Source organism: Rhodoferax sp. TS-BS-61-7, from assembly GCF_002943465.1.
In the GTDB taxonomy this organism is placed as follows: domain Bacteria; phylum Pseudomonadota; class Gammaproteobacteria; order Burkholderiales; family Burkholderiaceae_C; genus Allorhodoferax.
The window spans coordinates 316,856-339,015 of record NZ_PTQY01000003.1 but is presented as its reverse complement, the minus strand read 5'-3'; the positions used below and the strand labels follow the sequence as shown (position 1 = coordinate 339,015).

Below are 22,160 nucleotides of genomic sequence, written 5' to 3'. Positions count from 1 at the left end.
AAGCGTTATGTCGGACCCTCACGCACGCATAGCCGAACTCGAAGCCGAACTCGCGGCCGTGCGGCGCGAGATGCAGGACTTCACCTCTGCGGTGTCGCACGACTTGCGCGCACCGCTGCGCCATATCGTGTCTTTTGCCCAGTTGGTGGAAGAAGACGCCGGGCCGCAGCTCCCTGCCGAGGTGCAGGGTTTTTTGGCCACGATCTCCGGCTCTGCCAAACACCTGGGCGCCATGCTGGATGGACTGCGCGAGCTGTCGCGTGTAGGAAGCGTGCCCTTGGCGCCCGGGCCGGTGGCCCTGCGGGCGCTGGTGGACGAGGTTGCCGCAGAGCTGGCGCAAAGCTATGCACCGCGCCCGCTGGCGCTGGAGGTGGATGTATCCGATGCCAAGGTGACGGCAGATGCCGCCCTGCTGCGTGTGGTCTTGTGCGCGGTGCTGAACAACGCCTGGAAATTTACGTCGCGGCTGCCCGAGGCGGATGCCCGTGTCTGGGTGCGCGCCCGGCAAGCGGCAGCAGGCTGGGTTCTGGAAGTCCAGGACAACGGCGCAGGTTTTGCGGCCACACAGCCAGAGCAGGCCTTGCGCATGTTTGGGCGGCTGCATGTGGCCAGCGCATTCCCCGGTCTGGGCGTGGGGCTGGCCGTGGCCGCCAAAGCCGCGCAGCGTTTGGGCGGGGAGCTCCAGTTGGCAGCTGCCCAGCCAAGGGGCTGTTTGGTCACCCTGTCGATTCCCCACGAGCACCGTTAGGCCCCCGCCCCCGGAGGGAGCGCCCACAAAAAAGCCCGGACATGCCGGGCCTTGCGGGGTGCTCAGGTCACTGCATGGCTGCAGTGGCGGTGCTTACCACTTCTTGATTTTGTCGAGTTCGGCAAATGCGTCTGCCGATGTTTTGCCTTGGGTCTCAGCCACGGGCTTGGCGCTTGCCTTGGCGGCGGGCGCAGCAGCCACTTGTTGGCCAGTCTTGGCGTCGGTGGCTTGGTCAGCGGCCATGGCTTGGCCAGCCAACACGGAAGTCAAAGCGATAGCGATTGCGGCAAAAGATGTCTTGTTCATGATGAAGTTCCTTTCAATGTTTAGAAGAATCCGCTCTGGCGGGCATCACACCGTCTGAACAGCATCGATGGGGCGTTTAATTCATGCGTCTCGTCGATGGGATGAACTGTAAAATTTCTGATTAAGAAGATAAACAGCGTGCGTCGCACATGTCTGTTTCTGTTTTGGCAATAATGGCGACTTGATATCGCCTTAGAGTGCCCCCATGGACCGACTTCTTTCAATGCGTGTTTTTCAACGGGTGATCGACGAGGGGGGCTTTGCTGCGGCCGCCCGGGCCATGGACATGTCGCCCGCCGTGGTGACGCGCCTGGTGGCCGACCTGGAGGAGCATCTGGGCACGCGGCTGTTGCACCGCTCCACCCGGCGCGTGTCGCTGAGCGAGGCGGGGGAATCTTACCTGTCCCGGGTGCGAGCCATTTTGCAAGACATTGACGAGGCCGATGCCTTGGCCAACCTGCACACGCAGGAGCTGGCGGGTGAGCTGCATGTGCTGGCCACGCCGGTGCTGGCGACCTATGTGCTGGCTCCGCTGGTGGCGGGCTTTCGGGCGCAGTACCCCAAAATTGTGTTGCATGTGAACGTGGAGTCCTTTGTCGAGCCGCCTATCGACGGCCACGATGTGACCCTGTTCACGGCCGACGAGGCCTACGACGGCGATGTGGTGGCCCGGAAAATTTTGACCACCGAGGCGGTGTTTGTGGCCTCGCCGCAGTACTTGAAGCGCAAGGGCACGCCGCGACGACCTGAGGATCTGTCGGAACACGACTGCCTGGGCATGAAGGGCGGCAGTTTGGGCACACGCCTGTGGCGCTTCAAGAATTCCGAAAATCTGGAGGAGTTTGTGGATGTGCCGGTGACGCCTGTGCTCTGGTCCAACCACATCGAGACGCTGATCCGCGCCACCCTGGATGGCGCCGGTATTGCCCCGACCACGGTGGAGTTGGTCGCGCCCTTTCTGGCCAGTGGCGAGCTGGTGCGCGTGATTCCGCCGTGGATCAAAGGCCAGCTGTTTTTGTACGCCGCCCTGCCGAGCCGCCAGTTTCTGCCCCGGCGCACGCGTGTGTTTTTGGACTATCTGTCGGAGCAAACCCGCTTGCAACTGGCCAGCGCGATGGAGGCTTGTGGCGCGAGTTGCGGCTCGGTCTTAGGCCAGCGCTAGTTCTGCCCCAAACTTGCTGCGCTTGATGCTGAAAAAGGCTTTGACATTGCGCACATTGGCGTCGGCCGTGAACAAGCGCTGGGTGAACGCCTGGTAACCCGGCATGTCCCGCGTGTGCACTACCAGGCAAAAGTCCGGTCCAGGTGACACGCGGTAACACTGCTGCACGGCGGCTTCGTCGGCCACACGGGCTTCAAAGCGCTCCAGCGCCTCGGCGTCCTGCCGGTCCAGCGTGATTTCCACAATCGCCGTGAGCCCGTGGCCCAGTGTGGCGGCCAGGCGCTCCGGGTTGAGCAAGGTGATCTGTTTTTCGATCAAACCCGTATCACGCAAGCGTTTGACGCGGCGCAGGCAGGTGGGTGGCGTGGTGTGGGCCAGCTCGGCCAGCGCCTGGTTGCTCAGGCTGGCATCGCGCTGCAAGGCGGCCAGCAGTTGCAAGTCCACGGCATCGAGTGTGATTGATTCCATATATTGTTTATATATGGAATAAAAAACCACTTCAATGGATTTGTGAAATAAAAGTTCAAAAAATTAAAAAAATTAATCAAATATTTTTTGATGTTCTGCCTACCATCCAGCCCATTCACTGATTTGGAGACTGTTTATGTGTGGCATCGTCGGCGCGGTATCGACCCGCAACATCGTTCCTGTGCTGGTGCAAGGTCTGGAGCGCCTGGAGTACCGGGGTTATGACTCCTGCGGTGTGGCGGTGTATGCGCAAGACGGCCAGCCGGGCCTGCGCCGCGCACGCAGCACCTCGCGGGTGTCGGAGCTGATCGAACAAGTGGCCTCCGGTCAGGTGCAAGGCACGCTGGGCATTGCCCACACGCGCTGGGCCACCCACGGCGCCCCCCTGGTGCACAACGCCCACCCTCACTTCAGCCACGGCCCCGGTGCCGATGCCGATAGCAAGCCCGGCCGTGTGGCCCTGGTGCACAACGGCATCATCGAAAACCACGACGAGTTGCGCGCCGCCCTCAAGGCCAAGGGCTATGTGTTCCACAGCCAGACCGACACCGAGGTCATCGCCCACCTGATCGACAGCCTGTACGACGGTGATTTGTTTGAGGCCGTGAAGGCCACCGTGCTGCAGCTGCACGGTGCTTATGCCATTGCCGTGTTCTGCAAGGACGAGCCGCACCGCCTGATTGGCGCGCGCGCCGGCTCGCCACTGATTCTGGGCGTGGGCAAGGACGGGCAGGAGCATTTCCTGGCCAGCGACGCCATGGCCTTGGCCGGTGTGACCGACCAGATCGTCTATTTGGAAGAAGGTGATGTGGTGGATGTGCAGCTGGGCAAGTACTGGTTGATCGACAAGGCCCACAAGGCCGTGGCGCCCGCCGAGCGCCCCGTGAAAACCGTGCACGCGCACAGCGGTGCGGCCGAGCTGGGCCCGTATCGCCACTACATGCAAAAGGAAATCTTCGAGCAGCCGCGCGCCATTGCCGACACGCTGGAAGGTGTGGAAGGCATCGTGCCCGAGCTGTTTGACCAGCAGGGCAACCATGCACCCGGTGCCAATGCGGCGCGGGTGTTCAAGCAGATCGACAGCGTGTTGATCCTGGCCTGCGGCACCAGCTACTACAGCGGTTGTGCGGCCAAGTACTGGATCGAGAGCATCGCCAAAGTGCCCTGCCAGGTGGAGGTGGCCAGTGAGTACCGCTACCGCGAGTCGGTACCCAACCCCAACACCCTGGTGGTCACCATCACGCAAAGCGGCGAGACGGCCGACACGCTGGCCGCGCTGCGCCACGCGCAGAGCCTGGGCATGCAACACACACTGACCATCTGCAACGTGGCCACCAGCGCCATGGTGCGCGAGTGCAGTTTGGCGTATGTGACCCGCGCGGGTGTGGAGATTGGTGTGGCATCTACCAAGGCCTTCACCACCCAGTTGGCCGGCCTGTTCCTGCTGACCCTGTGCCTGGCGCAGGCCAAGGGCCGCCTCACAGATGCCGACGAGGCGCGCCACCTCAAGGCCATGCGCCACCTGCCCGCCGCGCTGCAAGCGGTGCTGGCGCTGGAGCCGCAAATCATGGCCTGGGCCGATGACTTTGCGAAGAAAGAAAACGCACTCTTCCTGGGCCGTGGCCTGCACTTCCCGATTGCCATGGAGGGCGCGCTCAAGCTCAAGGAAATCACCTACATCCACGCAGAGGCCTATGCCGCGGGGGAACTCAAACACGGCCCGTTGGCCTTGGTGACGAGTGAAATGCCGGTGGTGACCGTGGCACCCAACGACGCGCTGTTGGAAAAGCTCAAAAGCAACCTGCACGAGGTGCGCGCGCGCGGTGGTGTGCTCTATGTGCTGGCCGATGCCGATACCCGCATCGACAGCGGCGAAGGCCTGCACGTGATTCGGATGCCCGAGCACTATGGTGAGTTGTCACCGCTGCTGCACGTGGTGCCCTTGCAGCTGTTGGCGTACCACACGGCTTGCGCGCGTGGCACCGATGTCGACAAGCCGCGCAACCTAGCCAAGAGTGTGACGGTGGAGTAATTTTTAGGTAAAAAGTACCTCTAGACCTTACGGATATTGCGCAAGCAGCTATCAAATAAGGAGCAATTGAAGTTGCTGCACGGTACCCGCGCGTAACACTCTGCAACAAGGTCGGCGCCGTGGTGTTCCCGGGCGTTGCGTGGGGGCGGGGCACGGGCGGCTATGCTGCACAGGCCCTGCCGCAGGTGCACTTAGGGTGCGCCTGCTGTCTACCCTTTTGCAGAAAGCTTTTCCATGCACTCTATTTCCGCTCCTTTTGCCCTGGCCGCGCTCACCGTGCTGGCCCAGTCTGCTGTGGCCCAGTCCACTGAGCAACGCAGCACGTTGGCCGACCAGCAAGAGGTGGCCGTCACCATTTACAACGACAACCTGGCCCTGGTGAAAGACCAGCGCCGGGTGTCGCTCGGCGGCGGCAAGCTGGCGCTGGCGTTTCGGGACGTGAGTGCCCGCCTGCGCCCCGAGACGGCACTGCTGCGCAGCGTGAGTGCGCCGGGCGCCTTCAGCGTGCTGGAGCAGAACTTTGATTTCGATTTGCTCACACCGCAGAAGATGCTGGAAAAGTACGTGGGCCAGACCGTGAACGTGGTGCGTACCAACCCCGCCACCGGTGTGGAAACCACCGAGGTGGCGACGGTGCTGTCGGCCAACAACGGGGTGGTGCTCAAGATCGGCCAGCGCATCGAAACCGGCATTCCCGGCCGCCTGGTGTTTGGGGATGTGCCCGCCAACCTGCGCGACCGCCCCACGCTGGTGATGGCGCTGGACAACAAGGGCGCGGCCCAGCAGGACGTGGAGCTGAGTTACCTGACCTCCGGCCTGGGCTGGAAGGCTGACTACGTGGTGGAACTCAATGCGGCCGATGACAAACTCGACATGTCGGGCTGGGTCACGCTCACCAACACCAGCGGCGCCACCTACCGCAATGCCAAGCTGCAGCTGGTGGCGGGCGATGTGAACCAGGTGCAGCCCGAACTGCAGCGCGGCCGACCTGTGATGATGGCCGCCCCCATGGCGGCCAAGGCCGAATCGCGCATGGCCGAAGAAACGCTGTTCGAATACCACCTCTACACCCTGGACCGCCCCACCACCATTGCCGAGAACCAGACCAAGCAGGTCGCCCTGATGTCGGCCAGTGGCGTGCCGGCGCGCAAAGAGCTGCTGCTGCAGGGCAATGACTACTATTACCAGGGGGCGGCCGGCGATCTGGGCCAGAAGATGAAGGTGGCCGTGTTCGTGGAGTTTGACAACAAGGAAAGCGCCCGTCTGGGCATGCCCCTACCCAAGGGCGTGGTGCGCGTTTATAAAAAAGACAGCGCAGGCAACGCCCAGTTCATTGGCGAAGACCGTATTGACCACACGCCCAAGAACGAAAAAGTGCGCCTCAAGCTGGGCGACGCGTTTGACGTGACGGCGGACAAAAAACAGACGGACTTTAAAAAGCTCAGCGGTACCGGCAAGTACAACTATGTGTTTGAAAGTGCCTACCAACTGGTGCTGAAAAACGCCAAAAAAGAGGCCGTGACCGTGACCGTGCAGGAACCTGTGCCGGGCGACTGGCAGATTTTGAGCGCCAGCCACACCCACACCAAGGGTGCAGCCAATACCGCCGTCTGGAAGATCACGGTGCCTGCCGAAGGCAGCACGGTGCTGACCTACCGGGCTCTGGTGCGCTACTGACCCGAGCCCGCGCTGCGGGCGGATTTTTCGGGCCTTGGGGCCCAGGGTACCCTGGCGGTTTGCACCGCTTTGGTGCCTTTTTTGCATTTTGGGCGACCGGTTTCATCCATTTTTTTGAGAAATTTTAAAAATAGGCCTAAATAAGCCCCTAAATCTGCCGTTAAGAAACGTACGTCAACTCCTAAAAGTAACCGGAGGGGCCGCAAGGCCTACCCAAAATGCAACTGCCATCCATTGATCGAAACCCAAATGTGCGCCCCACCGGCGCAGATTTGGCTTCGTCTGGGGCACATAGGGTTATCCCAGTTGCTCCGGTCAACCCTGTCGCGAGCGCCAGCCCGTCGGTCGAGTCCTCCCCAGGAGTCATCGACATGGTGAACCCTGCACTCAAGAGTCCGGAAGGCCAGGCGCCCCGCGTCGTGGTGCCAGACCCTACGGAGCGCGGCGCAGAGGCGGCTACGGCACCTAAAGACTGGACGATCCATCGCCCAGAACCGGAAAAAGTGGAAGACCCACCGCCCAAGCCGATTTCGCAAGTGCTGCTGGACCACCTGAAAACCATGTGGACCGCCAGTGCCAGCGCCATCCAGATTGAGCAGGTCAAGATCCAGCTCACGCCACCGCAACCCCTGACCCCTGCCGAAGTGCCGGGTCAGCTCGCCAAAGAAGTGCTGGTCTACGCGCCCAGCAAGATCAAAAAGACCGAAAACATCTGAGCCCGGCACCGCCGGGCCCAGCCACGGGTCTTCCGCCTTGCTCTACCATGGCGGCCATGCACACCACCGCACTCGTCCTTTTCTCTGGTGGCCAGGACTCCACCACCTGCCTGGCCCATGCCCTGGCGCGCTACGAGCGTGTCGAAACCATTGCCTTTGACTACCGCCAGCGCCACAGCGTGGAGCTGGATGCACGCCTGAACGTGCTGCGCGAACTGCGTGCGCGTTTTCCGCAATGGGCGGCCAAGCTGGGCGAGGATCACCTGCTGGACCTGGCCGTGCTGGGCGAAGTGAGCGAGACCTCACTTACGCGCGACACCGCCTTTCAGATGGAGGCCAACGGCCTGCCTAACACCTTTGTGCCCGGGCGCAACCTCCTGTTCATGACGCTGGCGGCGGCCCTGGCCTACCGGCGCGGGCTGCAGGTCATCGTCACTGGCGTGTGTGAGACCGACTTCTCGGGTTACCCCGATTGCCGCGATGACACCATGAAAGCGCTGCAGCTGGCCTTGTCGCTGGGCATGGACAAACGCTTTCTGATCGAAACCCCGTTGATGTGGATCGACAAGGCGCAGACCTGGGCGCTGGCCCATGCGTTGGGCGAGCAGTCTGGTGTGCCCGGCGGCGGCGAGGCGCTCGTGGACCTGGTGGTGGAGCACACCCACACCTGTTACCTGGGTGACCGCACGCACCGCCAGGCCTGGGGCTACGGCTGTGGCAGCTGCCCGGCCTGCGAGCTGCGGGCCAAGGGTTATGTGCGTTTTTCGGACAAGGTGAACAAGGCCCCTTCGCCCTGACGGGGCGTGAGCACCCACTGCCGGCTGTGGAAGGCCGCCACGGCCGGGCGGTGGGCAATCGACACCAAGCCGCCGCCGCGTTGCGCCACCAGGTCGCTCAGGCGCTGGTACAGCGTGTGTTCTGCTGCTTCGTCCAGCGCACTGGTGGCCTCGTCCGCAAAAATCCATTGCGGTTGTTTGAGCAACACACGCGCAATCGCCAGGCGTTGTTGTTCGCCGCCTGAGAGTTTTTGGCTCCAGGCATCCACCCGGTCCAGATCGTCCACCAGCCCCGGCAGCAGGGCATCGCGCAGTGCCTGCTGCAGCTGGGCGTCGGTGTAGGTTGTGGGCGCCTGCGGGTAGGCCAGGGCCTCGCGCAGCGGGCCATTGGGAAAGTAAGGCCGCTGCGGGATGAACATGGTGTCGGTAGGCAGGTGCACCGCGCCGCTGGCAAACGGCCAAATGCCCGCCAGTGTGCGGAACAGGCTGGACTTGCCGCTGCCCGAGGGGCCCTGCAGCAGGATGCGGTCGCCGGGCTGCGCCTGCAGTTGGGTGGGGGCCAGCAGCACCGTGCCATTGGGCAGGGCCACCGACACATCCGAGCCGATCAAGGTGTCGGGTGATGCTATGGTTTCAGGAGCTGCTTGCGCAATATCCACGGGGGCTAAGGCCCTAAATGATGCTTCAAAGCTGGTCAGGCGGTCGGTGGTGGCGCGCCAAGTGGCCAGGCTACCGTAGTTGTCGACAAACCAGCTCAAGGCGCCTTGCACCTGGCCGAATGCACTGGAAATTTGCATGAGCTCGCCGAGTTGAATGGCGCCGCTGAAAAAACGCGGTGCTGCCACCACAAACGGGAACACCACAGCCGCCTGGCCAAAGAAGCTGGTGAACCAGATCAGGCTTTTTTGTGCCTTGATCAAGGCCAGGTAGTTGCCCAATACCTTGTCAAACCGGTCCCCAAGCTGGCGGCGTGCCACGGTCTCGCCACGGTCCAGCGCAATCGATTCGCTGTACTCGCGCACCCGGATCATGGTGTGGCGGAAGTCCGCCTCCACACGCTGCTGGGCAAAGTTCAACGGGATTTGTTTGCGGCCGATGTAGTGGGTGATGATGCTGCCTGCGGCGCAGTACAGCACCGCCATCCACACCATAAAGCCGGGAATGTTGTAGTCGTGGCCCGCCACGTTGAAGGCAAAACCGCCCGACAAGCTCCACAAGATGCCAATAAAACTGGCCAGCGTAACCACGGCGTTGAGCAGGCCCATGGTCAGCGAAATGGTGTAGCTGGTGAACTGGTTGATGTCTTCCTGGATGCGCTGGTCCGGGTTGTCGGGATTGGCATCGCTGTGGGCCGTATGGGTAAAGCGGGCCAGCTCCAGCCGGTAGAAGGCCTGGCCGCTGAGCCAGCGCTGCAGGTAGTGCGCCGTCATCCAGGCGCGCCAGCGCATTTCCAGCAGTTGGGTCAGGTAAAACTTGTAGACCGCAATGACGATGAAGGCGAATGCGAGGTAGGTGAAGCGGCCCAGTTGGGCCCAGAAGACACCGGCATTCTTCTCTTGCAGCGCGTCGTAGAACAGCTTGTTCCAGTCGTTGAACAACACCGCCATGTAGACCAAGCCCAGGTTCAGCGCCACGATGGCGGCCAGCATGCCGCGGGCTTTCCATTTGTCCTCGGAGTGAAAGTAGGGTTGGGTCAGCGCCCACACGCGGCGTGCAAACTGCCCAAACGCGCGGAGCTTGTCGCCCGCCGTTGCCACAAAAGCCATGTCCATCATCCTTGTTTGAAATGGCAGCGGCCAAGCGCCCTGCGAAGGGGCCATGGTAGCGGCTGCAAGCCTAGCGGTGGGAGGGAGTGTCGATGTCGCGCTGCAGGGGTGCGGGTTGCGAGGCACGCACCTGCTCTGCGGTGCGGTCGTATCCATCACGGGCCAGGCGGCGCCACATCTGCGCGTTGGCGGAGAGGGGAGGACTGTGCTGCAACTGTTCGACCGTGCGAATACCTTCTGCGACAGCGGCGGAGGGAACACGGGCAGACTTGAACCAAGACATCATGCGCCTAGCTTAGGCACGCGCCCTGGCCTTGTCAGCCAGTTTTACATTGGTTTACCAAAGCTTTTCGCGCCGTTAGCTCAGTTGCGCACGCCGCTGGCCACATGGCCCGACGGTACATGGCGTGCGGCGGATTCGATGTGGCCGGTCTGGTCGTCAAAGAAAAAGTCGGGCTCAAACTCGCGCAGGAATTCACCTTTGTCCAGCCCGCCCAGGAACATGGCTTCGTCCACCTCAATGTTCCAGTCCATCAGCGTGCGAATGGCGCGTTCGTGCGCCGGCGCGCTGCGCGCGGTCACCAGCGAGGTGCGGATGCGCATGTGCGGAATGGCCGCCTGCTGCATGCGGTGCAGCGCCACCAGCAAAGGCTTGAAGGGGCCGTCGGGCAGGGGCTGGGCCACGTTGTCGGTTTCGTGTTTCTGAAACGCAGACAAGCCGCCGCTTTGGTAAATTTGCTCTGCTTCATCGCTGAACAACACCGCGTCGCCGTCGAAGGCAATGCGCACTTCGGAAGGGTGGGCATCGCTGGCGTGGGCGCTGTGCGGGTACACCTGCGCCGCGGGCACGCCAGCGGCCAGTGCCGCGCGCACATCGCTCAGGTGGGTGCTCAAAAACAGGTTGGCGTGCAGCGGCTTGAGGTAGCGCCAGGGCGCCTCGCCGCGGGTGAACGAGCAGCGGATGATGGGCAGCGCGTAGTGCGCTGCGCTGCGCATGACACGCAGGCCGCTGACCGGGTCGTTGCGCGAGAGAATGACCACTTCCACCCGCTGGGTGTGCGCATCGTTGAAGGCCAGCAGCTTTTGCACCAGCGAAAACGCCACGCCGGGTTTGGCCGGAATGTCCAACCGGTCGCGCTGGAGTTGCATGTAGGCGCGGTCGTCGCCCTGCTCGAAGATCTGGTTCTCTTCTTCAAAATCAAAGAGTGCGCGGCTGGAGATGGCGACGACCAGTTTGCCGTCGAGGGTGAGTGCCATGGGTTGTTACTTCACTAATTGATTCAATTGAATGATCGGCATGAGCACCGCCAGCACGATCAGCATGACCACCACGCCCATGGCCACGATCAGCAGCGGCTCCAGCAGCGTGGCCAGTTGCAGGGCGCGGCGTTGCACGTCGTTGCGCAACTGCAGGGCGGCGCGGTCCAGCATGTGGGGCAGGCGCCCGGTTTGTTCGCCCAAGCGGGCGAACATGGCCAAGAGCGGCGGAAAACGTTTCTCGTGCGCCAGTGCGCTTGCTAGCGGCGCGCCTTCACGCACCAGGGTTAGTGCCTGCAAGGCATCGGCACGCATGGCGCGGTTGGACAGGGTTTCTGCCGCCGCCTGCAATGCCTTGAGGATGGGCACCCCCGCTGCCGCCAACATGGCCAGCGTGCTGGCAAAACGCGCAGCGTTGTAGCCCCGGGCCAAGCGACCCAGAATCGGCAGGCGCAGCCAGGTCGCGTCCACTTTTAAGCGAAATGAGGCTCCAGACCATGCCAGACGTGCGCCACCAGCTACTAAAAAAATAGCAATAAGGGCCGCCCATCCATACGAACGTACTGCCGCGCTGATGCCCAGCATGATGCGCGTGATCAGGGGCAGCGCCTGTTTGGAGCCCGCAAACACCCCCGCCACCTGCGGCACCACATAGGCCAGCAAAAACAGCACGATGGCCAGTGCCACCACGCTCACCACCGCCGGGTAGAGGGCGGCCCCCAGCAATTTGGACTGCAAGGCGTGTTGCTCTTCCAGCTCATCGGCCAGGCGCTCCAGCACCAGACCTAGCTGGCCGCTGTGTTCGCCTGCGCTGATCACGCCCACATAAATTTCGGAGAACTCACGTGGGTGCTGCGCCAGCGCCGCACCCAGGGTGGTGCCGCCATTGACCTCCGCGCGGATGGTGGCCACCACATCACGCTGGGCGGGGGTCTCGGCCTCTTCGGTTAGCGAGCTCAGTGCGCGCTCCAGCGGCAGCCCGGCCGACACCAGCCCGGCGAGCTGGCGTGTCCACACGGCGCGCTGGGTGTTGCTGAAGGCCCGACCACCGCGGCGCACCGGGCTGCCGGGAGTGGGGGCGGTGCTGAGTTCCTGCACGCTCAGGGGTACCAGTTGCTGCTGGCGCAGCTGGCTGCGCGCGGCGCGCGGCGCATCGGCTTCCAGCACGCCGCTGCGGGTTTTACCGTCGGCATCCAGGGCTGAGTACGTGTAGGCAGGCATGGCGCAATGGTAGCGGCAGCAGGGTGCGCGGGTTTTCCACCATGACAAGAAACACGGGGGGCTTTAAGCTTCATTAAAAGCACGACCGTGCTATTTTGAGTTTCACCCACCGACACAAACCGTGGGCCGCAGCTCGCCCGCGACAGCGCCCCCACCCCAGAGGTCGCACCGGTTATCCACCTTGACATCCCTTCAACACCATCGACCCTGAGAGGTCCCGAGGAGACAAGCATGAAGAGAATCGTGACGGGCTGGCTGGCGGCGTGCGCGCTGGCCATCGGCCTTTTCCCCGCCGCAGCGTCCGCTGCCGGCTACACCCAGACCAAGTACCCCATCGTGCTGGTGCACGGCCTGTTTGGCTTTGACAACATTGGCCCCGTGGAATACTTCTATGGCATCCCATCGGCCCTGCGCGCAGACGGCGCCAAGGTCTATGTGGTGCAGGTGGCCGCCGCCAACAGCACCGAGGTACGCGGCGAACAGCTGCTCACCCAGGTGAAGCAGATCTTGGCAGCCACGGGTGCCAGCAAAGTGAACCTGATGGGCCACAGCCATGGCGGCCCGACCACACGGTATGTGGCATCCGTACGGCCCGATCTGGTAGCTTCTGTCACCTCCATCGGCGGGGTCAACAAAGGCTCCACGGTAGCCGATGTGCTGCTGGGCGTGGCACCCGCGGGGACCTTCAGCAACACGGTGCTGGTGTCCATCACCAACGGCCTGGGCACCATCATCAACTTCCTGTCGGGTGGTGGTGGCCTCACCCAGAACTCCCTGGCTGCGGCACAGTCGCTCAGCACCGCGGGCAGCAAAAAGTTCAATGCCGCCCATCCACAGGGTGTGCCCACCAGTGCGTGCGGCGAGGGCGCCTACAGTGTCAACGGTGTGGCCTATTACTCCTGGAGTGGCGCCAAGCCCTACACCAACCTGCTGGACATTGCCGACCCCGCGCTGACACTGACCTCGCTGGCCTTCTTGGGGGCTAAAAACGATGGTCTGGTGAGCAGCTGTTCTTCGCGTCTGGGCAAGGTGATTCGTGATGACTATGCGATCAACCACCTGGACGAAGTGAACCAGACCGTGGGCTTGACCAACCTGTTTGAGACCAGCCCGGTCACGCTGTTTCGCCAGCAGGCCAACCGCCTGAAGAACGCGGGTCTCTAAGCCTTGCTGCCTTCGATGCGAAGCCCGGCGGGTGTGAGCCTGCTGGGCGGTGTGGTGGTAGCGGCAGCCTTGGGCTGGTGGGCCTGGTCATCCACGCCCGAGGCGGTGGTTCTGTTGCCTGCGCCAGGTGAACATGCCTCTGCCCTTGCTGCTGCGTCCCTGCAGGGCACGGTGCCGGATGGTGCTGCCAGTCTGCGCGGCCTCAACCCCCTGCCCGGTGCGGGCAGTGGTGGCCTGGCCTATGGCGCCTTGCGCCGTTTGTTTGACTATTACCTGAGCACGGTGGGCGAGTTGCCGGTGGAGGCGATTGCGCAGCAGATACGCAGCGAGCTGGACAAAACCCTGGCCCCCGAGCAGGCCGAAGCGGCCAAGCGTTTGTTGTTTCGGTATATGGATTTCAAACGCGAGTTGTTTGCGCTGGAGCAGCAGTTTGCCAAGCAAGCTGCAGGACCACACAGCCTGCGTCAACGTTTTGAAGGCATGCAGGCCCTGCGCTCCCGCTTTTTTAATGCCGAGGAAGAACACGCCATGTTTGGCTTGGAAGATGCTGCCGACCTGGATGCACTGGCACGCCTGGAGATTGCCAACAACCCGGCGTTGGATGCGACACAGAAAAAAGCGCAACTGGCCGCGGTGGATGCTGCCATGCCGCCCGCCTTGCGCGCAGACCGCGAGGTGCCACGTGCCCTGATTCATCTGGAAGATAAAACACGCACCTTGCGTGCACAAGGCGGCAGCGAGGACGATGTGTATCGCCTGCGGGCTCAGGCGCTGGACGCTTCTGCGGCTGCGCGCTTGGCCGAGGTGGACCGCGAGGAGTTGGCCTGGAAGGGACGTATTGACCGGTATGTGGCTGAACGCACACAGGTACTCAAGACGCTGGCGGATGCCCCGGAGTCAGAGCGCGCGGCGGCTTTGGCACGCCTCCAGCAAGACCAGTTCTCGGAGCTGGAGCGCAAACGGCTGGTGGCCTACGAGCCCTGACATAAAAAAGCCTCCACAGCGGCAAGGCTGTGGAGGCTGAGAAGAAGCGCTTGGCGCTTAGTTGGTGCGTGTGGCGGGGTAGAGGTTGGGGAACAGTTCGTTGAGCTTGCGGCCTGCACCGGACGCGTACTCGTCTGTACCCACATCTTTGCCAGCCACGATGTCGCCGGTGCGTTGGGCTTCGGCCAATTCGGCGCGGACTTGTTCACGGGTCTTGCCTGCTACTGCGGGTTTTGCAGGGTAGGCAGCAGGGTTCAACTCATTGAGCTTGCGGCCCACACCGGAGGCGAATTCGTCGGTGCCCATGTCCTTGCTGGCGGCGATGTCGCCGGTGCGCTGGGCTTCGGCCAATTCGGCGCGGACTTGTTCACGGGTCTTGCCTGCTACTGCGGGTTTTGCAGGGTAAGCGGTGGGGTTCAGCTCGTTGAGCTTGCGGCCGGCGCCGGATGCGAATTCGTCGGTGCCCATGTCCTTGCTGGCCACGATGTCGCCAGTGCGTTGTGCTTCGGCCAACTCGGCGCGCACTTGTTCACGGGTCTTGCCAGTGTCGGCGGCTTGGGCGTGGCCAGTGACCAAAGCGGCGACGGCCAAAGCGATAGATGCGGTTGCGTATTTCATGATTCAAATCCTTCTCTAGATGATTGATTCCGTTCGCAGGACACAGCGTCCTGTAAACGGTATCGAGGGGGCGTTTCAGGTTCGTCTCATCGATGGGTTGGACTTTAGAGAAAGCTGTGCATTTAAAAAATACCTCGTCAAGCAGTGGTGCATTACGTGGTTTGAAATAATCCAGACCTTGATTTGCGAAGAAAGAGCTCCATGGATCGATTGACGTCAATGCGGGTATTCCAGAAGGTGATTGACGAAGGGGGATTTGCGGCAGCGGCACGCGCGCTTGACATGTCCTCGGCCGGTGTGACACGGCAAATTGCGGATCTGGAGGACTACCTGGGCACGCGTCTCTTGCACCGCACGACACGCCGCGTGTCCCTGAGTCCGGCTGGCGAGACCTACCTGGGGCGGGTGCGCGCCATCCTGCAAGACATTGACGAGGCACACGAAGTGGCCAGCTCCCAGACGCATGGCCTGAGCGGTGAACTGCGCGTGTTGGCGCCGCCGGTGTTGGCCACACATGTGCTGGCGCCGCTGCTGGCAGGTTTTGGCACCGAGTACCCGCACATCACACTGAACATCGATGTGGAGTCGTTCCGCGAACCACAGATCGAGGACTACGACGTCACGCTGCTGCCTACCGAAGGTTTTTTTGATGGTGACGTGATTGCCCGCAAGGTGTCCACCACGCAGGCGGTGCTGGTGGCGTCGCCAGACTATTTGAAACGCAAGGGCGCCCCCAAAGACCCCACCGAGCTGCTGCAGCACGACACCTTGCGGCTCAAAACACCGAGCGCGGTGTTTGGCCAATGGCGTTTGTTGAACGCAGAGCAGAACGACGCGCCGAGCGACTTCGAGGTCAAACCCAAACTCTGGGCCAACCACACAGACACCCTGCTCAAAGCTGCGATTGATGGGGCTGGCATTACCTCCGCGGCGGTGGACCTGGTGGCGCCCTTGCTGAACCGCGGTGCCCTGGTGCGTGTTTTGTCGCCCTGGATTGCGGGGCGCCTCACGCTGTATGCGGCCTTGCCCAGCCGCAAGTTCATCCCGGAGCGCACGCGCGTGTTCTTGGAGTACCTGACCGAGCAAACCCGCATGCAGTCCGACGCAGCCATGCGCGCCTGTACGCACTGCTAGGGCGGGTGGGCCCTAGTCCCGCACCACCCGCACCAGCTCTTCACGGCTGGTCAAGCCGCTGTGCACCAGGCGTTCACCGTCGTCACGCAGCGCCACCATGCCATCCGCCAGGCCGGCCGTGCGGATCTCGGCCTCGGATGCGTTGTGGTGCACCAGCTCGGCAATCGCGTCGGTCACGCGCAACAGTTCGAACACCCCTGTGCGTCCGGTGTAGCCGGTGTGGGCGCAGGCTTCGCAGCCCTTGCCGCTGCAGCGTGTGCACAGCTTGCGCACCAGGCGCTGGGCGAGCACACCGCGTAGCGACGAGCTCAGCAGGAATGGCTCCACCCCCATGTCGATCAGGCGTGTGACCGCGCTGGCCGCATCGTTGGTGTGCAGCGTGGCCAGCACCAGGTGGCCGGTCAGCGAGGCCTGGATGGCGATCTGCGCGGTCTCGAAGTCGCGGATCTCGCCGATCATGATCACGTCCGGGTCCTGGCGCAGGATGGCGCGCAGGGCCTTGGCAAAGCTGAGGTCGATCTTGGGGTTGACCTGGGTCTGGCCCACGCCGGGCAGCTCGTACTCGATCGGGTCTTCGACCGTCATGATGTTCTGGCGCGCCGCGTCCAGCTTGGAGAGCGATGCGTAGAGCGTGGTGGTCTTGCCCGAGCCTGTGGGCCCGGTCACCAGGATGATGCCGTGTGGCTGCGCGATGAGGTCTTCAAAACGCTGCAGCACCGTGCCCTGCATGCCCACCGACTCCAGGCTGCGCTGGTCTTGGCTCTTGTCCAGGAGACGCAGCACCGCACGTTCGCCATGTGCACTGGGCAGGGTGCTCACACGCACGTCTACGGCACGTGTGCCAATGCGCAGGCTGATGCGCCCGTCTTGCGGCAGGCGCTTCTCGGAGATGTCCAGGTCGGCCATGATCTTGAGGCGTGAGATCAGCGCTGCATGCAGTGCGCGGTGCGCCTGCACCACTTCACGCAGCGTGCCGTCCACCCGAAAGCGCACGCTGCTGTGGCGCTCATAGGGTTCGATGTGGATGTCGCTGGCGCCATCGCGCGCCGCCTGCGTCAGCAACGCATTGAGCATGCGGATGATGGGCGCGTCGTCCGCGGTTTCCAGCAGGTCTTCCACCGCAGGCAGCTCTTGCATCATGCGGCTGAAGTCGGCCTCGCCCTGCACCTCGTTCATCACCGTGGCCGCGCTCGATTCACCCTGGGCGTAGGCCGCGCTGATGCGCTGCGTGAGGGTGGCGGCCTCTTGTGTTTGCACGCTCTGCACGCTGTGTTTGCGCATCACTTCACCAACGGCGGAGGGCGGCGTGGAGGTATGCACCCACAGTGTCAGGGCCTGGCCGTTGTCTTCCAGCAAGAGCTGCTGGCTGCGCGCAAAGGCGTAGGGCAGGGGGTAACGCATGGCTTACTGCGCGGCCGGTACCGTGGCTGCAGCAGGGGCCGCAGCGGGCGGGCTGGTCGGGCGCGCGGGGGCTGGCGGCAAGGCAGGCAATACGGGGGCCTCGTTGATGGGTACCAAGCTGCTGGGGGCTGGCTGGCCAGCCTGTTGGCCACTGCGCATTTGTTCGTAGCGGTCGTTAGACAGAGCCTGGGTGGCATTGGCGTCGCGTACCACCACGGGCCGCAGAAATACCATCAGGTTGGTCTTTTTGCGGCTGCGGGCCTCGCTCTTGAACAGGTTGCCAAAAAACGGCACGTCGCCCAGGCCGGGCACCTTCTCCTGGTTGCCCGCGAATTCGTCTTGCAGCAGGCCGCCCAGCACCACCACGGCACCGTCTTCCACCAGCACATTCGACTCGATGGTGCGCTTGTTGGTGGTGGGCCCATTGGTGGCGTTGGCGGTGGACGCCAGAACGCTGGACACTTCCTGGAAGATGGTCAGCTTGACGGTGCCGTTCTCACTGATCTGCGGCTTGACCTTGAGGGTCAGGCCCACATCCTTGCGCTCAATGGTCTGGAAGGGGTTGACCGTGCCCGTGCTGCTGCCGGTGTTGGTGAACTGCCCGGTCACAAAGGGCACGTTCTGGCCGATCACGATCTTGGCCTCCTCGTTGTCCAGCGTGAGCAGGTTGGGCGTGGAGAGCACATTGCCGCTGCCCGACTCTTCCAGAAAACGTGCCAGAAAGCCCAGCACGTAGACGCCATTGGTCTTGGTGGCGGCACCCAGGTTAAATCCCCGCGAGGGTGACACGGTGCCGGCCGCGCCCTGCGTGGCCAGGTTGATGATGTTTTTGCCTGCGCTGCCAAAGTTGGTGCCCAGGAGGCCAATCACTCCGTCGCCCGCGTTGCCCAGCGCACCCTGCCACTGGATGCCAAACTCGGCCGCCTTGTCGGCGCTCACCTCGGCAATCAGGCTCTCCACAAACACCTGGGCGCGGCGGGCGTCGAGCTTGTCGATGACGGCGCGCAGTTGGCGGTACTGCGGTTCGCTGGCGGTGATGATGAGGGAGTTGGTGGTCGGATCAGCCTGAATTTGGCCGCCCGTGCTGGGCTGGGCCGCCGCCGCTGTGTTGGCCGTTGCTCCGGCGGCTGGTGTGGCCGCAGCAGTGCTGCTGCCACGGGTGTCGGCGCTAATGGCAGCCCGCAGGGTGGTGGCCAGCTGCGTGGCGTTGGCGTTTTTCAGGTAGACCACATAGATGTTGCCGGCCGCCCCGTTGCTGGTGTTGGCGCTGGGCTGGTCCAGCCGCTGGATGAGCGAGCGGGCCAGCGCCAGGCGCGCCTGGTTGGCAGCCCGCACGATGAGGGCGTTGGAGCGCGGCTCCACCAGGATGGTGGTCTTGTAACTGGCATCGGCCTGGCCGCCAGGGGCGCTGCCGCCCGAGGTCTCCAGCAACCGTGTGGCCAGCTGGGCCAAGTCTGAGGCAATGGCGTGCTGCAGCGGAATGATCTCCAAGTCGGTTGCGTTGGGCACGTCCAGCGCCTGCACGATGCGCGCAATGCGGCGCAGGTTGTCGGCGTAGTCGGTGATCACCAGCGAGTTGTTGCCGGGGTTCACGTTGATGACGTTGTTGGGCGTGATCAACGGACGCAACACGGGCACCAGGTTGCTGGCGTTCTCGTGCGCGATTTTGAAAATCTGGGTCTGGATCTGGCCGGTGGTCACCGGTCCCTTGTTGCTGTCGTCCACCGACACCGCGGTGCCCTGCAGCTTGGCATCGGCCTCGGGCACTACTTTGTCCAGGCCATCCACCTGCACCACGGTAAAGCCCTGCATGCGCAGCGTCGTCAGGAACAGGTAGTAGGCGCGCGCCGGCGAGGCCGGGCTGTCGGTCACCAGCGTCATGGTGCCCTTGACGCGCGGGTCCACCACCACATTGCGCCCGGTCACCGTGGCCATGGTGCGGGCCACGGCCTCAATTTCGGCGTTGTTGAAGTTCAGGGTGACGGGCTCGGCACGCTTGGGGGTATTGGCCTGGGCCCAGGTTTTAGTGCCAAATAGGCCTGTAGCGCTCATGAATAGTGCGCAAACAGCTATCAAATGCATAGCATTTGACGGGCGCCCTGGGGGCCGGGTGACAGGAATGGTTGGCATGCGTTAACCCACTTGGATGACGGAGCGCGCGCCGTCGCGCCGTCCAATGATATTGAGCAAATTGGCCAGTGCCTCTTCGCGGCCTGCGGTGGCGCTGGCAAAGCCCGTAAATTGCAGGCGCCCGGCCTGCAGGCGGCCGCTGCCCTGCAGCTGCAATGCACCTTCCAGCGTTTGCAATTCCAGCGTGGGTTCGGCCCCGCCCTGCACGCGCAGCTGGTAGCTGCCGATGGGCTGCAGGGTGGACAGGCTGGTGGACAGGCCCAGGGCCTGCAGCTGCAGCTGGCCCTGCAGTTGCAGCTGCCCGGGTGCCAGCGACACGGCCAGCGCTTGGGTAGACAGGGCCAGCATGCCCTGCAACTGCAGGGTGTTCCACGGGGTGCCCAGGCTTGCCAACAGCTTGGCGGGCAGACGTAGTGCCTGCTGCGGGCTGCGGTCCTGGGCTTGTAATTGCAGGCCGCCACTCTGGGGTTGCAGAGTCCAGGCCCAGCTGCCGTCCAGGCAACAGGGCATTTGCAGTTCCAGGCGCAGGCCGCGCCAGCTTGGCTGCAGCTGCCAGGCCACGCGGCCAGGCAGGGCGCTGCGTGGGGCTTGGGGGTCGGCCGTGCCCAGGGTGAACTGGGCGGTGCCGTGCCAGACCGTGCCTTGGGCATCGTGCAGCTGCACGCGTTGTTGGCTGGCCTGTGCCAGGCCCCAGGCCAGCCAGTGCGCGGGTGCGGCCAGGCCCAGCACCAGAGCCAGGCCCAGCACCGATCCCACTGCGGCCCAGACCCAGGGCGCGCGGGCATGTGCAGCGGCTGTGGGTGTTGGCCTGGGTGCACGGCGGGTCATGTGGGCCCCAACAATAGGCGTACGGTGCCACTCCAGCCTTGTGGGCTGCGTTGCAACTGGGCTTCGTGCGGCACCAGGCGGGCGCTGGTGCGGGTGCGGGCCAGCCACTGGGCCAGCGCCTCGGGGCTGGCCTGGCGCAGGGTCACGGTGGCCACATTGCCCTGCACCTGCAAGCTGCCTTGGGCCCCCAAAACCTCGGTCACCGCCCGTTGCAGGGCTTGCTGGCTGCCCTGGGCGTTTAGTGTGGGCAGGGCTTGCAGGCGTTGCGCTTGTGCCTGCAGCTGCAGCATGCGCTGCAGCTGGGTGTCCAGCGCGCTGCGCTGGGCTTCAAAGCTGCGTACCGTGCGCCAGGCCGGGGCCAGCAGCTGGGTCCAGAGCAGAGCAGCGCCCAGCAGCAGGGCTGCGGCCAGCAGCAGGCGCTGTTCGCGCGGTGGGCGCTGGGCCCACCACGTGGCGGCGGCAGGGGGGGATGAAGAGCGGGCCATGGTGGTCAGGGTGTGGTGGCGCGCAGGCGCAGGCGGTTGCCTTCGGCCTGCAGGGTGTAGCCCACATCGGCGAGTTGGCGGCGCAGTGCCTCCACTGGTTCGGGGCTCAGGGGCAACGCATCTATACGCAGTTCGCCTGCTACAAATTCCATAGCTGCTTGCGCAGGTCCGGTATGCATCAGGGGCTCAAAGTTCTCTGATCCGCCGAGTGCTGCGAGCAGGCTTTCCAGGTCGCCGCGGGCGGCATTGCCGCCCGACTGGCGCAGGCTGGCCACTGCACGCTCCATTTGCAGCGGGGCGTCAATCACCACGGTGGTGGCCGGAAAGGTGGTTTGCAGCACGTTGTGCAGTGCAGTGCGGCGCTGGGCCAGCTGTTGCTGCGCCCACCAGGCGTAGCCCTGCACACCCAAGAGTTGCACCAGCACCAGGGCCAGGGCCGCCCAGCGCGCCGGGCGCCAGGCCGGGGCTTGCCACAGGCTGACCAGGCTTTGCCGCAGGCTGCCCCAGCCCGGGTGGCTGGGCGTCAGTTCGCCCTGCGCCAGGTTCCAGGGGCTGTGGCTACAGTCCAGCAGGCGCTGGGCGCGAGGCTGCACCTGCACTTCGCGCTGCAGGCTGTGTTCTGCGTTGGCGGCCAGGGGGGCCTCGGCCCACACCGGGCCCTGGGTCGCCTCGTCGGGCAGGGCGGGCGGGCTGTGGCCGTCCCAGGGGCGGCGGTGCACGCCTTGGTCGTTGATCCATACCCAGTGGGCATCGTGGTCATTTCCCGTGCACCACAGGCCACTGGCGTCGTCGCTAGGCGCCCACTCGGGCACGATGGCCTGGATGCGGTGGCCCGCGTGGGCCAGTGCTGCCAGATGGTTGCGCAGCCACTGCTGCCGGCACACCGCCACCCACATTGGCGCGGTGTCTTTGGCGTGGGGCGGCAGGGCGAAATGCAGCTGGGCGGGCTCGTCCAGCAGCTGGTCTTCTAGCAAACCTTCGAGGATGTTGCGCAACCGGCCAGCGCCACTGCTGCGCCAGCCACCTCGCAAGGTGCCGGCGGGCAGTTGCACGCGGTGCCATGACAGGGCTGCTGCCGGCACGATGGCTACGGTTTCTGCGGTGCTGGCCCGGTGGGCTAAGACGGGCAATTCGGGCAGGGCCAGGTGTTCGGTGGCATGCAGGCCGTCAGCACTGCGCACACTTTCCCACAAGCCATCGGCCTGCACGCTGGTGCCCGCAGGCACGTCCTGCAGCAGGGGGAGCAACACGGCGTGGCGGGTCATGGAGATACAAACATCCTGGGGT

At 63.8% G+C, this 22,160-nt stretch carries 21 protein-coding genes; 9 read left to right on the top strand and 12 right to left on the bottom strand.

Annotated features, from left to right (window positions below):
• Nucleotides 1-7: 7 nt before the first annotated feature.
• Nucleotides 8-748 (top strand): ATP-binding protein, encoded by a 741-nt coding sequence (locus tag C5F53_RS10355; RefSeq protein ID WP_105261296.1) that lies wholly within the window; start codon nt 8-10, stop codon nt 746-748.
• Nucleotides 749-841: 93 nt separating this feature from the next.
• Here C5F53_RS10355 and C5F53_RS10350 read toward each other — a convergent pair whose 3' ends face one another.
• Nucleotides 842-1,054: a hypothetical protein gene (locus C5F53_RS10350; protein ID WP_105261295.1), complete on the bottom strand. Its 213-nt coding sequence runs from the start codon at nt 1,052-1,054 to the stop codon at nt 842-844.
• Nucleotides 1,055-1,259: 205 nt separating this feature from the next.
• Here C5F53_RS10350 and C5F53_RS10345 point away from each other — a divergent pair, with 205 nt between their 5' ends.
• Nucleotides 1,260-2,216, top strand: coding sequence for a LysR family transcriptional regulator (locus tag C5F53_RS10345; RefSeq protein WP_105261294.1), 957 nt, complete (start codon nt 1,260-1,262; stop codon nt 2,214-2,216).
• Here C5F53_RS10345 and C5F53_RS10340 read toward each other — a convergent pair.
• Entirely contained in the window at nt 2,202-2,684 is a 483-nt protein-coding gene (locus C5F53_RS10340; RefSeq protein ID WP_105261293.1) for an Lrp/AsnC family transcriptional regulator, read from the bottom strand. The two genes, C5F53_RS10345 and C5F53_RS10340, sit on opposite strands and share 15 nt — an antisense overlap.
• 136 nt (nt 2,685-2,820) lie before the next feature.
• On the opposite strand from C5F53_RS10340, the gene glmS reads away from it, so the two are divergent.
• The 4 genes from glmS to queC all read left to right on the top strand — a co-directional run bounded on the left by glmS (nt 2,821) and on the right by queC (nt 7,906).
• Nucleotides 2,821-4,716, top strand: a complete 1,896-nt coding sequence (glmS, locus tag C5F53_RS10335) for a glutamine--fructose-6-phosphate transaminase (isomerizing) (protein ID WP_105261292.1) — start codon at nt 2,821-2,823, stop codon at nt 4,714-4,716.
• A gap of 234 nt (nt 4,717-4,950) precedes the next feature.
• Nucleotides 4,951-6,393, top strand: a complete 1,443-nt coding sequence (locus C5F53_RS10330) for a DUF4139 domain-containing protein (protein WP_105261291.1) — start codon at nt 4,951-4,953, stop codon at nt 6,391-6,393.
• Between the two features lie 371 nt (nt 6,394-6,764).
• A complete protein-coding gene (locus tag C5F53_RS10325; RefSeq protein ID WP_105261290.1) occupies nt 6,765-7,109 on the top strand; it encodes a hypothetical protein in 345 nt (114 codons plus the stop codon).
• Nucleotides 7,110-7,165: 56 nt separating this feature from the next.
• Nucleotides 7,166-7,906 carry a 7-cyano-7-deazaguanine synthase QueC gene (gene queC, locus C5F53_RS10320; protein ID WP_105261517.1) on the top strand — a complete coding sequence of 247 codons (741 nt, stop codon included), beginning with the start codon at nt 7,166-7,168 and terminating at the stop codon, nt 7,904-7,906.
• Here queC and C5F53_RS10315 read toward each other — a convergent pair.
• The 4 genes from C5F53_RS10315 to gspF all read right to left on the bottom strand — a co-directional run bounded on the left by C5F53_RS10315 (nt 7,861) and on the right by gspF (nt 12,129).
• On the bottom strand, nt 7,861-9,651 hold the full coding sequence (locus C5F53_RS10315; protein WP_105261516.1) for an ABC transporter ATP-binding protein/permease: 1,791 nt from the start codon (nt 9,649-9,651) through the stop codon (nt 7,861-7,863). The two genes, queC and C5F53_RS10315, sit on opposite strands and share 46 nt — an antisense overlap.
• Nucleotides 9,652-9,721: 70 nt before the next feature.
• Complete coding sequence (locus tag C5F53_RS10310; protein ID WP_105261289.1) at nt 9,722-9,937, bottom strand: hypothetical protein; 216 nt, start codon at nt 9,935-9,937, stop codon at nt 9,722-9,724.
• A gap of 77 nt (nt 9,938-10,014) precedes the next feature.
• Nucleotides 10,015-10,908, bottom strand: a complete 894-nt coding sequence (locus tag C5F53_RS10305; protein ID WP_105261288.1) for a 5'-nucleotidase — start codon at nt 10,906-10,908, stop codon at nt 10,015-10,017.
• Nucleotides 10,909-10,914: 6 nt separating this feature from the next.
• Entirely contained in the window at nt 10,915-12,129 is a 1,215-nt protein-coding gene (gene gspF, locus C5F53_RS10300) for a type II secretion system inner membrane protein GspF (protein WP_105261287.1), read from the bottom strand.
• Nucleotides 12,130-12,360: 231 nt separating this feature from the next.
• On the opposite strand from gspF, the gene C5F53_RS10295 reads away from it, so the two are divergent.
• On the top strand, nt 12,361-13,293 hold the full coding sequence (locus C5F53_RS10295; protein ID WP_105261286.1) for a triacylglycerol lipase: 933 nt from the start codon (nt 12,361-12,363) through the stop codon (nt 13,291-13,293).
• Nucleotides 13,294-13,308: 15 nt separating this feature from the next.
• A complete protein-coding gene (locus tag C5F53_RS10290) occupies nt 13,309-14,277 on the top strand; it encodes a lipase secretion chaperone (protein ID WP_105261285.1) in 969 nt (322 codons plus the stop codon).
• A gap of 57 nt (nt 14,278-14,334) precedes the next feature.
• Here C5F53_RS10290 and C5F53_RS10285 read toward each other — a convergent pair whose 3' ends face one another.
• On the bottom strand, nt 14,335-14,895 hold the full coding sequence (locus C5F53_RS10285) for a DUF4148 domain-containing protein (protein ID WP_105261284.1): 561 nt from the start codon (nt 14,893-14,895) through the stop codon (nt 14,335-14,337).
• A 201-nt stretch (nt 14,896-15,096) separates the two neighbouring features.
• Between C5F53_RS10285 and C5F53_RS10275 the strand changes: the two genes are divergently transcribed.
• The gene (locus C5F53_RS10275; RefSeq protein WP_105261282.1) at nt 15,097-16,029 is read left to right on the top strand and encodes a LysR family transcriptional regulator; all 933 of its coding nucleotides are present in this window, start codon (nt 15,097-15,099) and stop codon (nt 16,027-16,029) included.
• A gap of 12 nt (nt 16,030-16,041) precedes the next feature.
• On the opposite strand, the gene C5F53_RS10270 is transcribed toward C5F53_RS10275, so the two are convergent.
• From C5F53_RS10270 to gspL, 5 genes are read right to left on the bottom strand one after another with little or no spacing between them, the layout of a single operon-like run.
• Nucleotides 16,042-17,430, bottom strand: a complete 1,389-nt coding sequence (locus tag C5F53_RS10270; protein ID WP_105261281.1) for a GspE/PulE family protein — start codon at nt 17,428-17,430, stop codon at nt 16,042-16,044.
• 3 nt (nt 17,431-17,433) lie between these two features.
• The gene (gene gspD / locus C5F53_RS10265) at nt 17,434-19,560 is read right to left on the bottom strand and encodes a type II secretion system secretin GspD (RefSeq protein ID WP_105261280.1); all 2,127 of its coding nucleotides are present in this window, start codon (nt 19,558-19,560) and stop codon (nt 17,434-17,436) included.
• A 3-nt stretch (nt 19,561-19,563) separates the two neighbouring features.
• Complete coding sequence (gene gspN, locus C5F53_RS10260; RefSeq protein ID WP_105261279.1) at nt 19,564-20,388, bottom strand: type II secretion system protein N; 825 nt, start codon at nt 20,386-20,388, stop codon at nt 19,564-19,566.
• Nucleotides 20,385-20,873 (bottom strand): type II secretion system protein GspM, encoded by a 489-nt coding sequence (gene gspM / locus C5F53_RS10255; RefSeq protein ID WP_105261278.1) that lies wholly within the window; start codon nt 20,871-20,873, stop codon nt 20,385-20,387. The genes gspN and gspM overlap by 4 nt, the downstream gene beginning before the upstream one ends.
• A 5-nt stretch (nt 20,874-20,878) precedes the next feature.
• The gene (gspL, locus tag C5F53_RS10250; protein ID WP_105261277.1) at nt 20,879-22,138 is read right to left on the bottom strand and encodes a type II secretion system protein GspL; all 1,260 of its coding nucleotides are present in this window, start codon (nt 22,136-22,138) and stop codon (nt 20,879-20,881) included.
• Between the last annotated feature and the right edge of the window lie 22 nt (nt 22,139-22,160).

What these genes read in the sequence shown, in the direction of transcription:
- C5F53_RS10325 (WP_105261290.1), top strand. Translation starts at nt 6,765, where the DNA reads ATGGTGAACCCTGCACTCAAGAGTCCGGAAGGCCAGGCGCCCCGCGTC.
- C5F53_RS10295 (WP_105261286.1), top strand. Translation starts at nt 12,361, where the DNA reads ATGAAGAGAATCGTGACGGGCTGGCTGGCGGCGTGCGCGCTGGCCATC.
- gspD (WP_105261280.1), bottom strand. Translation starts at nt 19,560, where the DNA reads ATGCCAACCATTCCTGTCACCCGGCCCCCAGGGCGCCCGTCAAATGCT.
- C5F53_RS10330 (WP_105261291.1), top strand. Translation starts at nt 4,951, where the DNA reads ATGCACTCTATTTCCGCTCCTTTTGCCCTGGCCGCGCTCACCGTGCTG.
- C5F53_RS10350 (WP_105261295.1), bottom strand. Translation starts at nt 1,054, where the DNA reads ATGAACAAGACATCTTTTGCCGCAATCGCTATCGCTTTGACTTCCGTG.
- C5F53_RS10345 (WP_105261294.1), top strand. Translation starts at nt 1,260, where the DNA reads ATGGACCGACTTCTTTCAATGCGTGTTTTTCAACGGGTGATCGACGAG.
- gspF (WP_105261287.1), bottom strand. Translation starts at nt 12,129, where the DNA reads ATGCCTGCCTACACGTACTCAGCCCTGGATGCCGACGGTAAAACCCGC.
- C5F53_RS10305 (WP_105261288.1), bottom strand. Translation starts at nt 10,908, where the DNA reads ATGGCACTCACCCTCGACGGCAAACTGGTCGTCGCCATCTCCAGCCGC.
- gspL (WP_105261277.1), bottom strand. Translation starts at nt 22,138, where the DNA reads ATGACCCGCCACGCCGTGTTGCTCCCCCTGCTGCAGGACGTGCCTGCG.
- queC (WP_105261517.1), top strand. Translation starts at nt 7,166, where the DNA reads ATGCACACCACCGCACTCGTCCTTTTCTCTGGTGGCCAGGACTCCACC.
- C5F53_RS10310 (WP_105261289.1), bottom strand. Translation starts at nt 9,937, where the DNA reads ATGATGTCTTGGTTCAAGTCTGCCCGTGTTCCCTCCGCCGCTGTCGCA.
- C5F53_RS10355 (WP_105261296.1), top strand. Translation starts at nt 8, where the DNA reads ATGTCGGACCCTCACGCACGCATAGCCGAACTCGAAGCCGAACTCGCG.
- glmS (WP_105261292.1), top strand. Translation starts at nt 2,821, where the DNA reads ATGTGTGGCATCGTCGGCGCGGTATCGACCCGCAACATCGTTCCTGTG.
- C5F53_RS10285 (WP_105261284.1), bottom strand. Translation starts at nt 14,895, where the DNA reads ATGAAATACGCAACCGCATCTATCGCTTTGGCCGTCGCCGCTTTGGTC.
- C5F53_RS10275 (WP_105261282.1), top strand. Translation starts at nt 15,097, where the DNA reads ATGGATCGATTGACGTCAATGCGGGTATTCCAGAAGGTGATTGACGAA.
- C5F53_RS10270 (WP_105261281.1), bottom strand. Translation starts at nt 17,430, where the DNA reads ATGCGTTACCCCCTGCCCTACGCCTTTGCGCGCAGCCAGCAGCTCTTG.
- C5F53_RS10315 (WP_105261516.1), bottom strand. Translation starts at nt 9,651, where the DNA reads ATGGCTTTTGTGGCAACGGCGGGCGACAAGCTCCGCGCGTTTGGGCAG.
- gspM (WP_105261278.1), bottom strand. Translation starts at nt 20,873, where the DNA reads ATGGCCCGCTCTTCATCCCCCCCTGCCGCCGCCACGTGGTGGGCCCAG.
- C5F53_RS10290 (WP_105261285.1), top strand. Translation starts at nt 13,309, where the DNA reads ATGCGAAGCCCGGCGGGTGTGAGCCTGCTGGGCGGTGTGGTGGTAGCG.
- C5F53_RS10340 (WP_105261293.1), bottom strand. Translation starts at nt 2,684, where the DNA reads ATGGAATCAATCACACTCGATGCCGTGGACTTGCAACTGCTGGCCGCC.
- gspN (WP_105261279.1), bottom strand. Translation starts at nt 20,388, where the DNA reads ATGACCCGCCGTGCACCCAGGCCAACACCCACAGCCGCTGCACATGCC.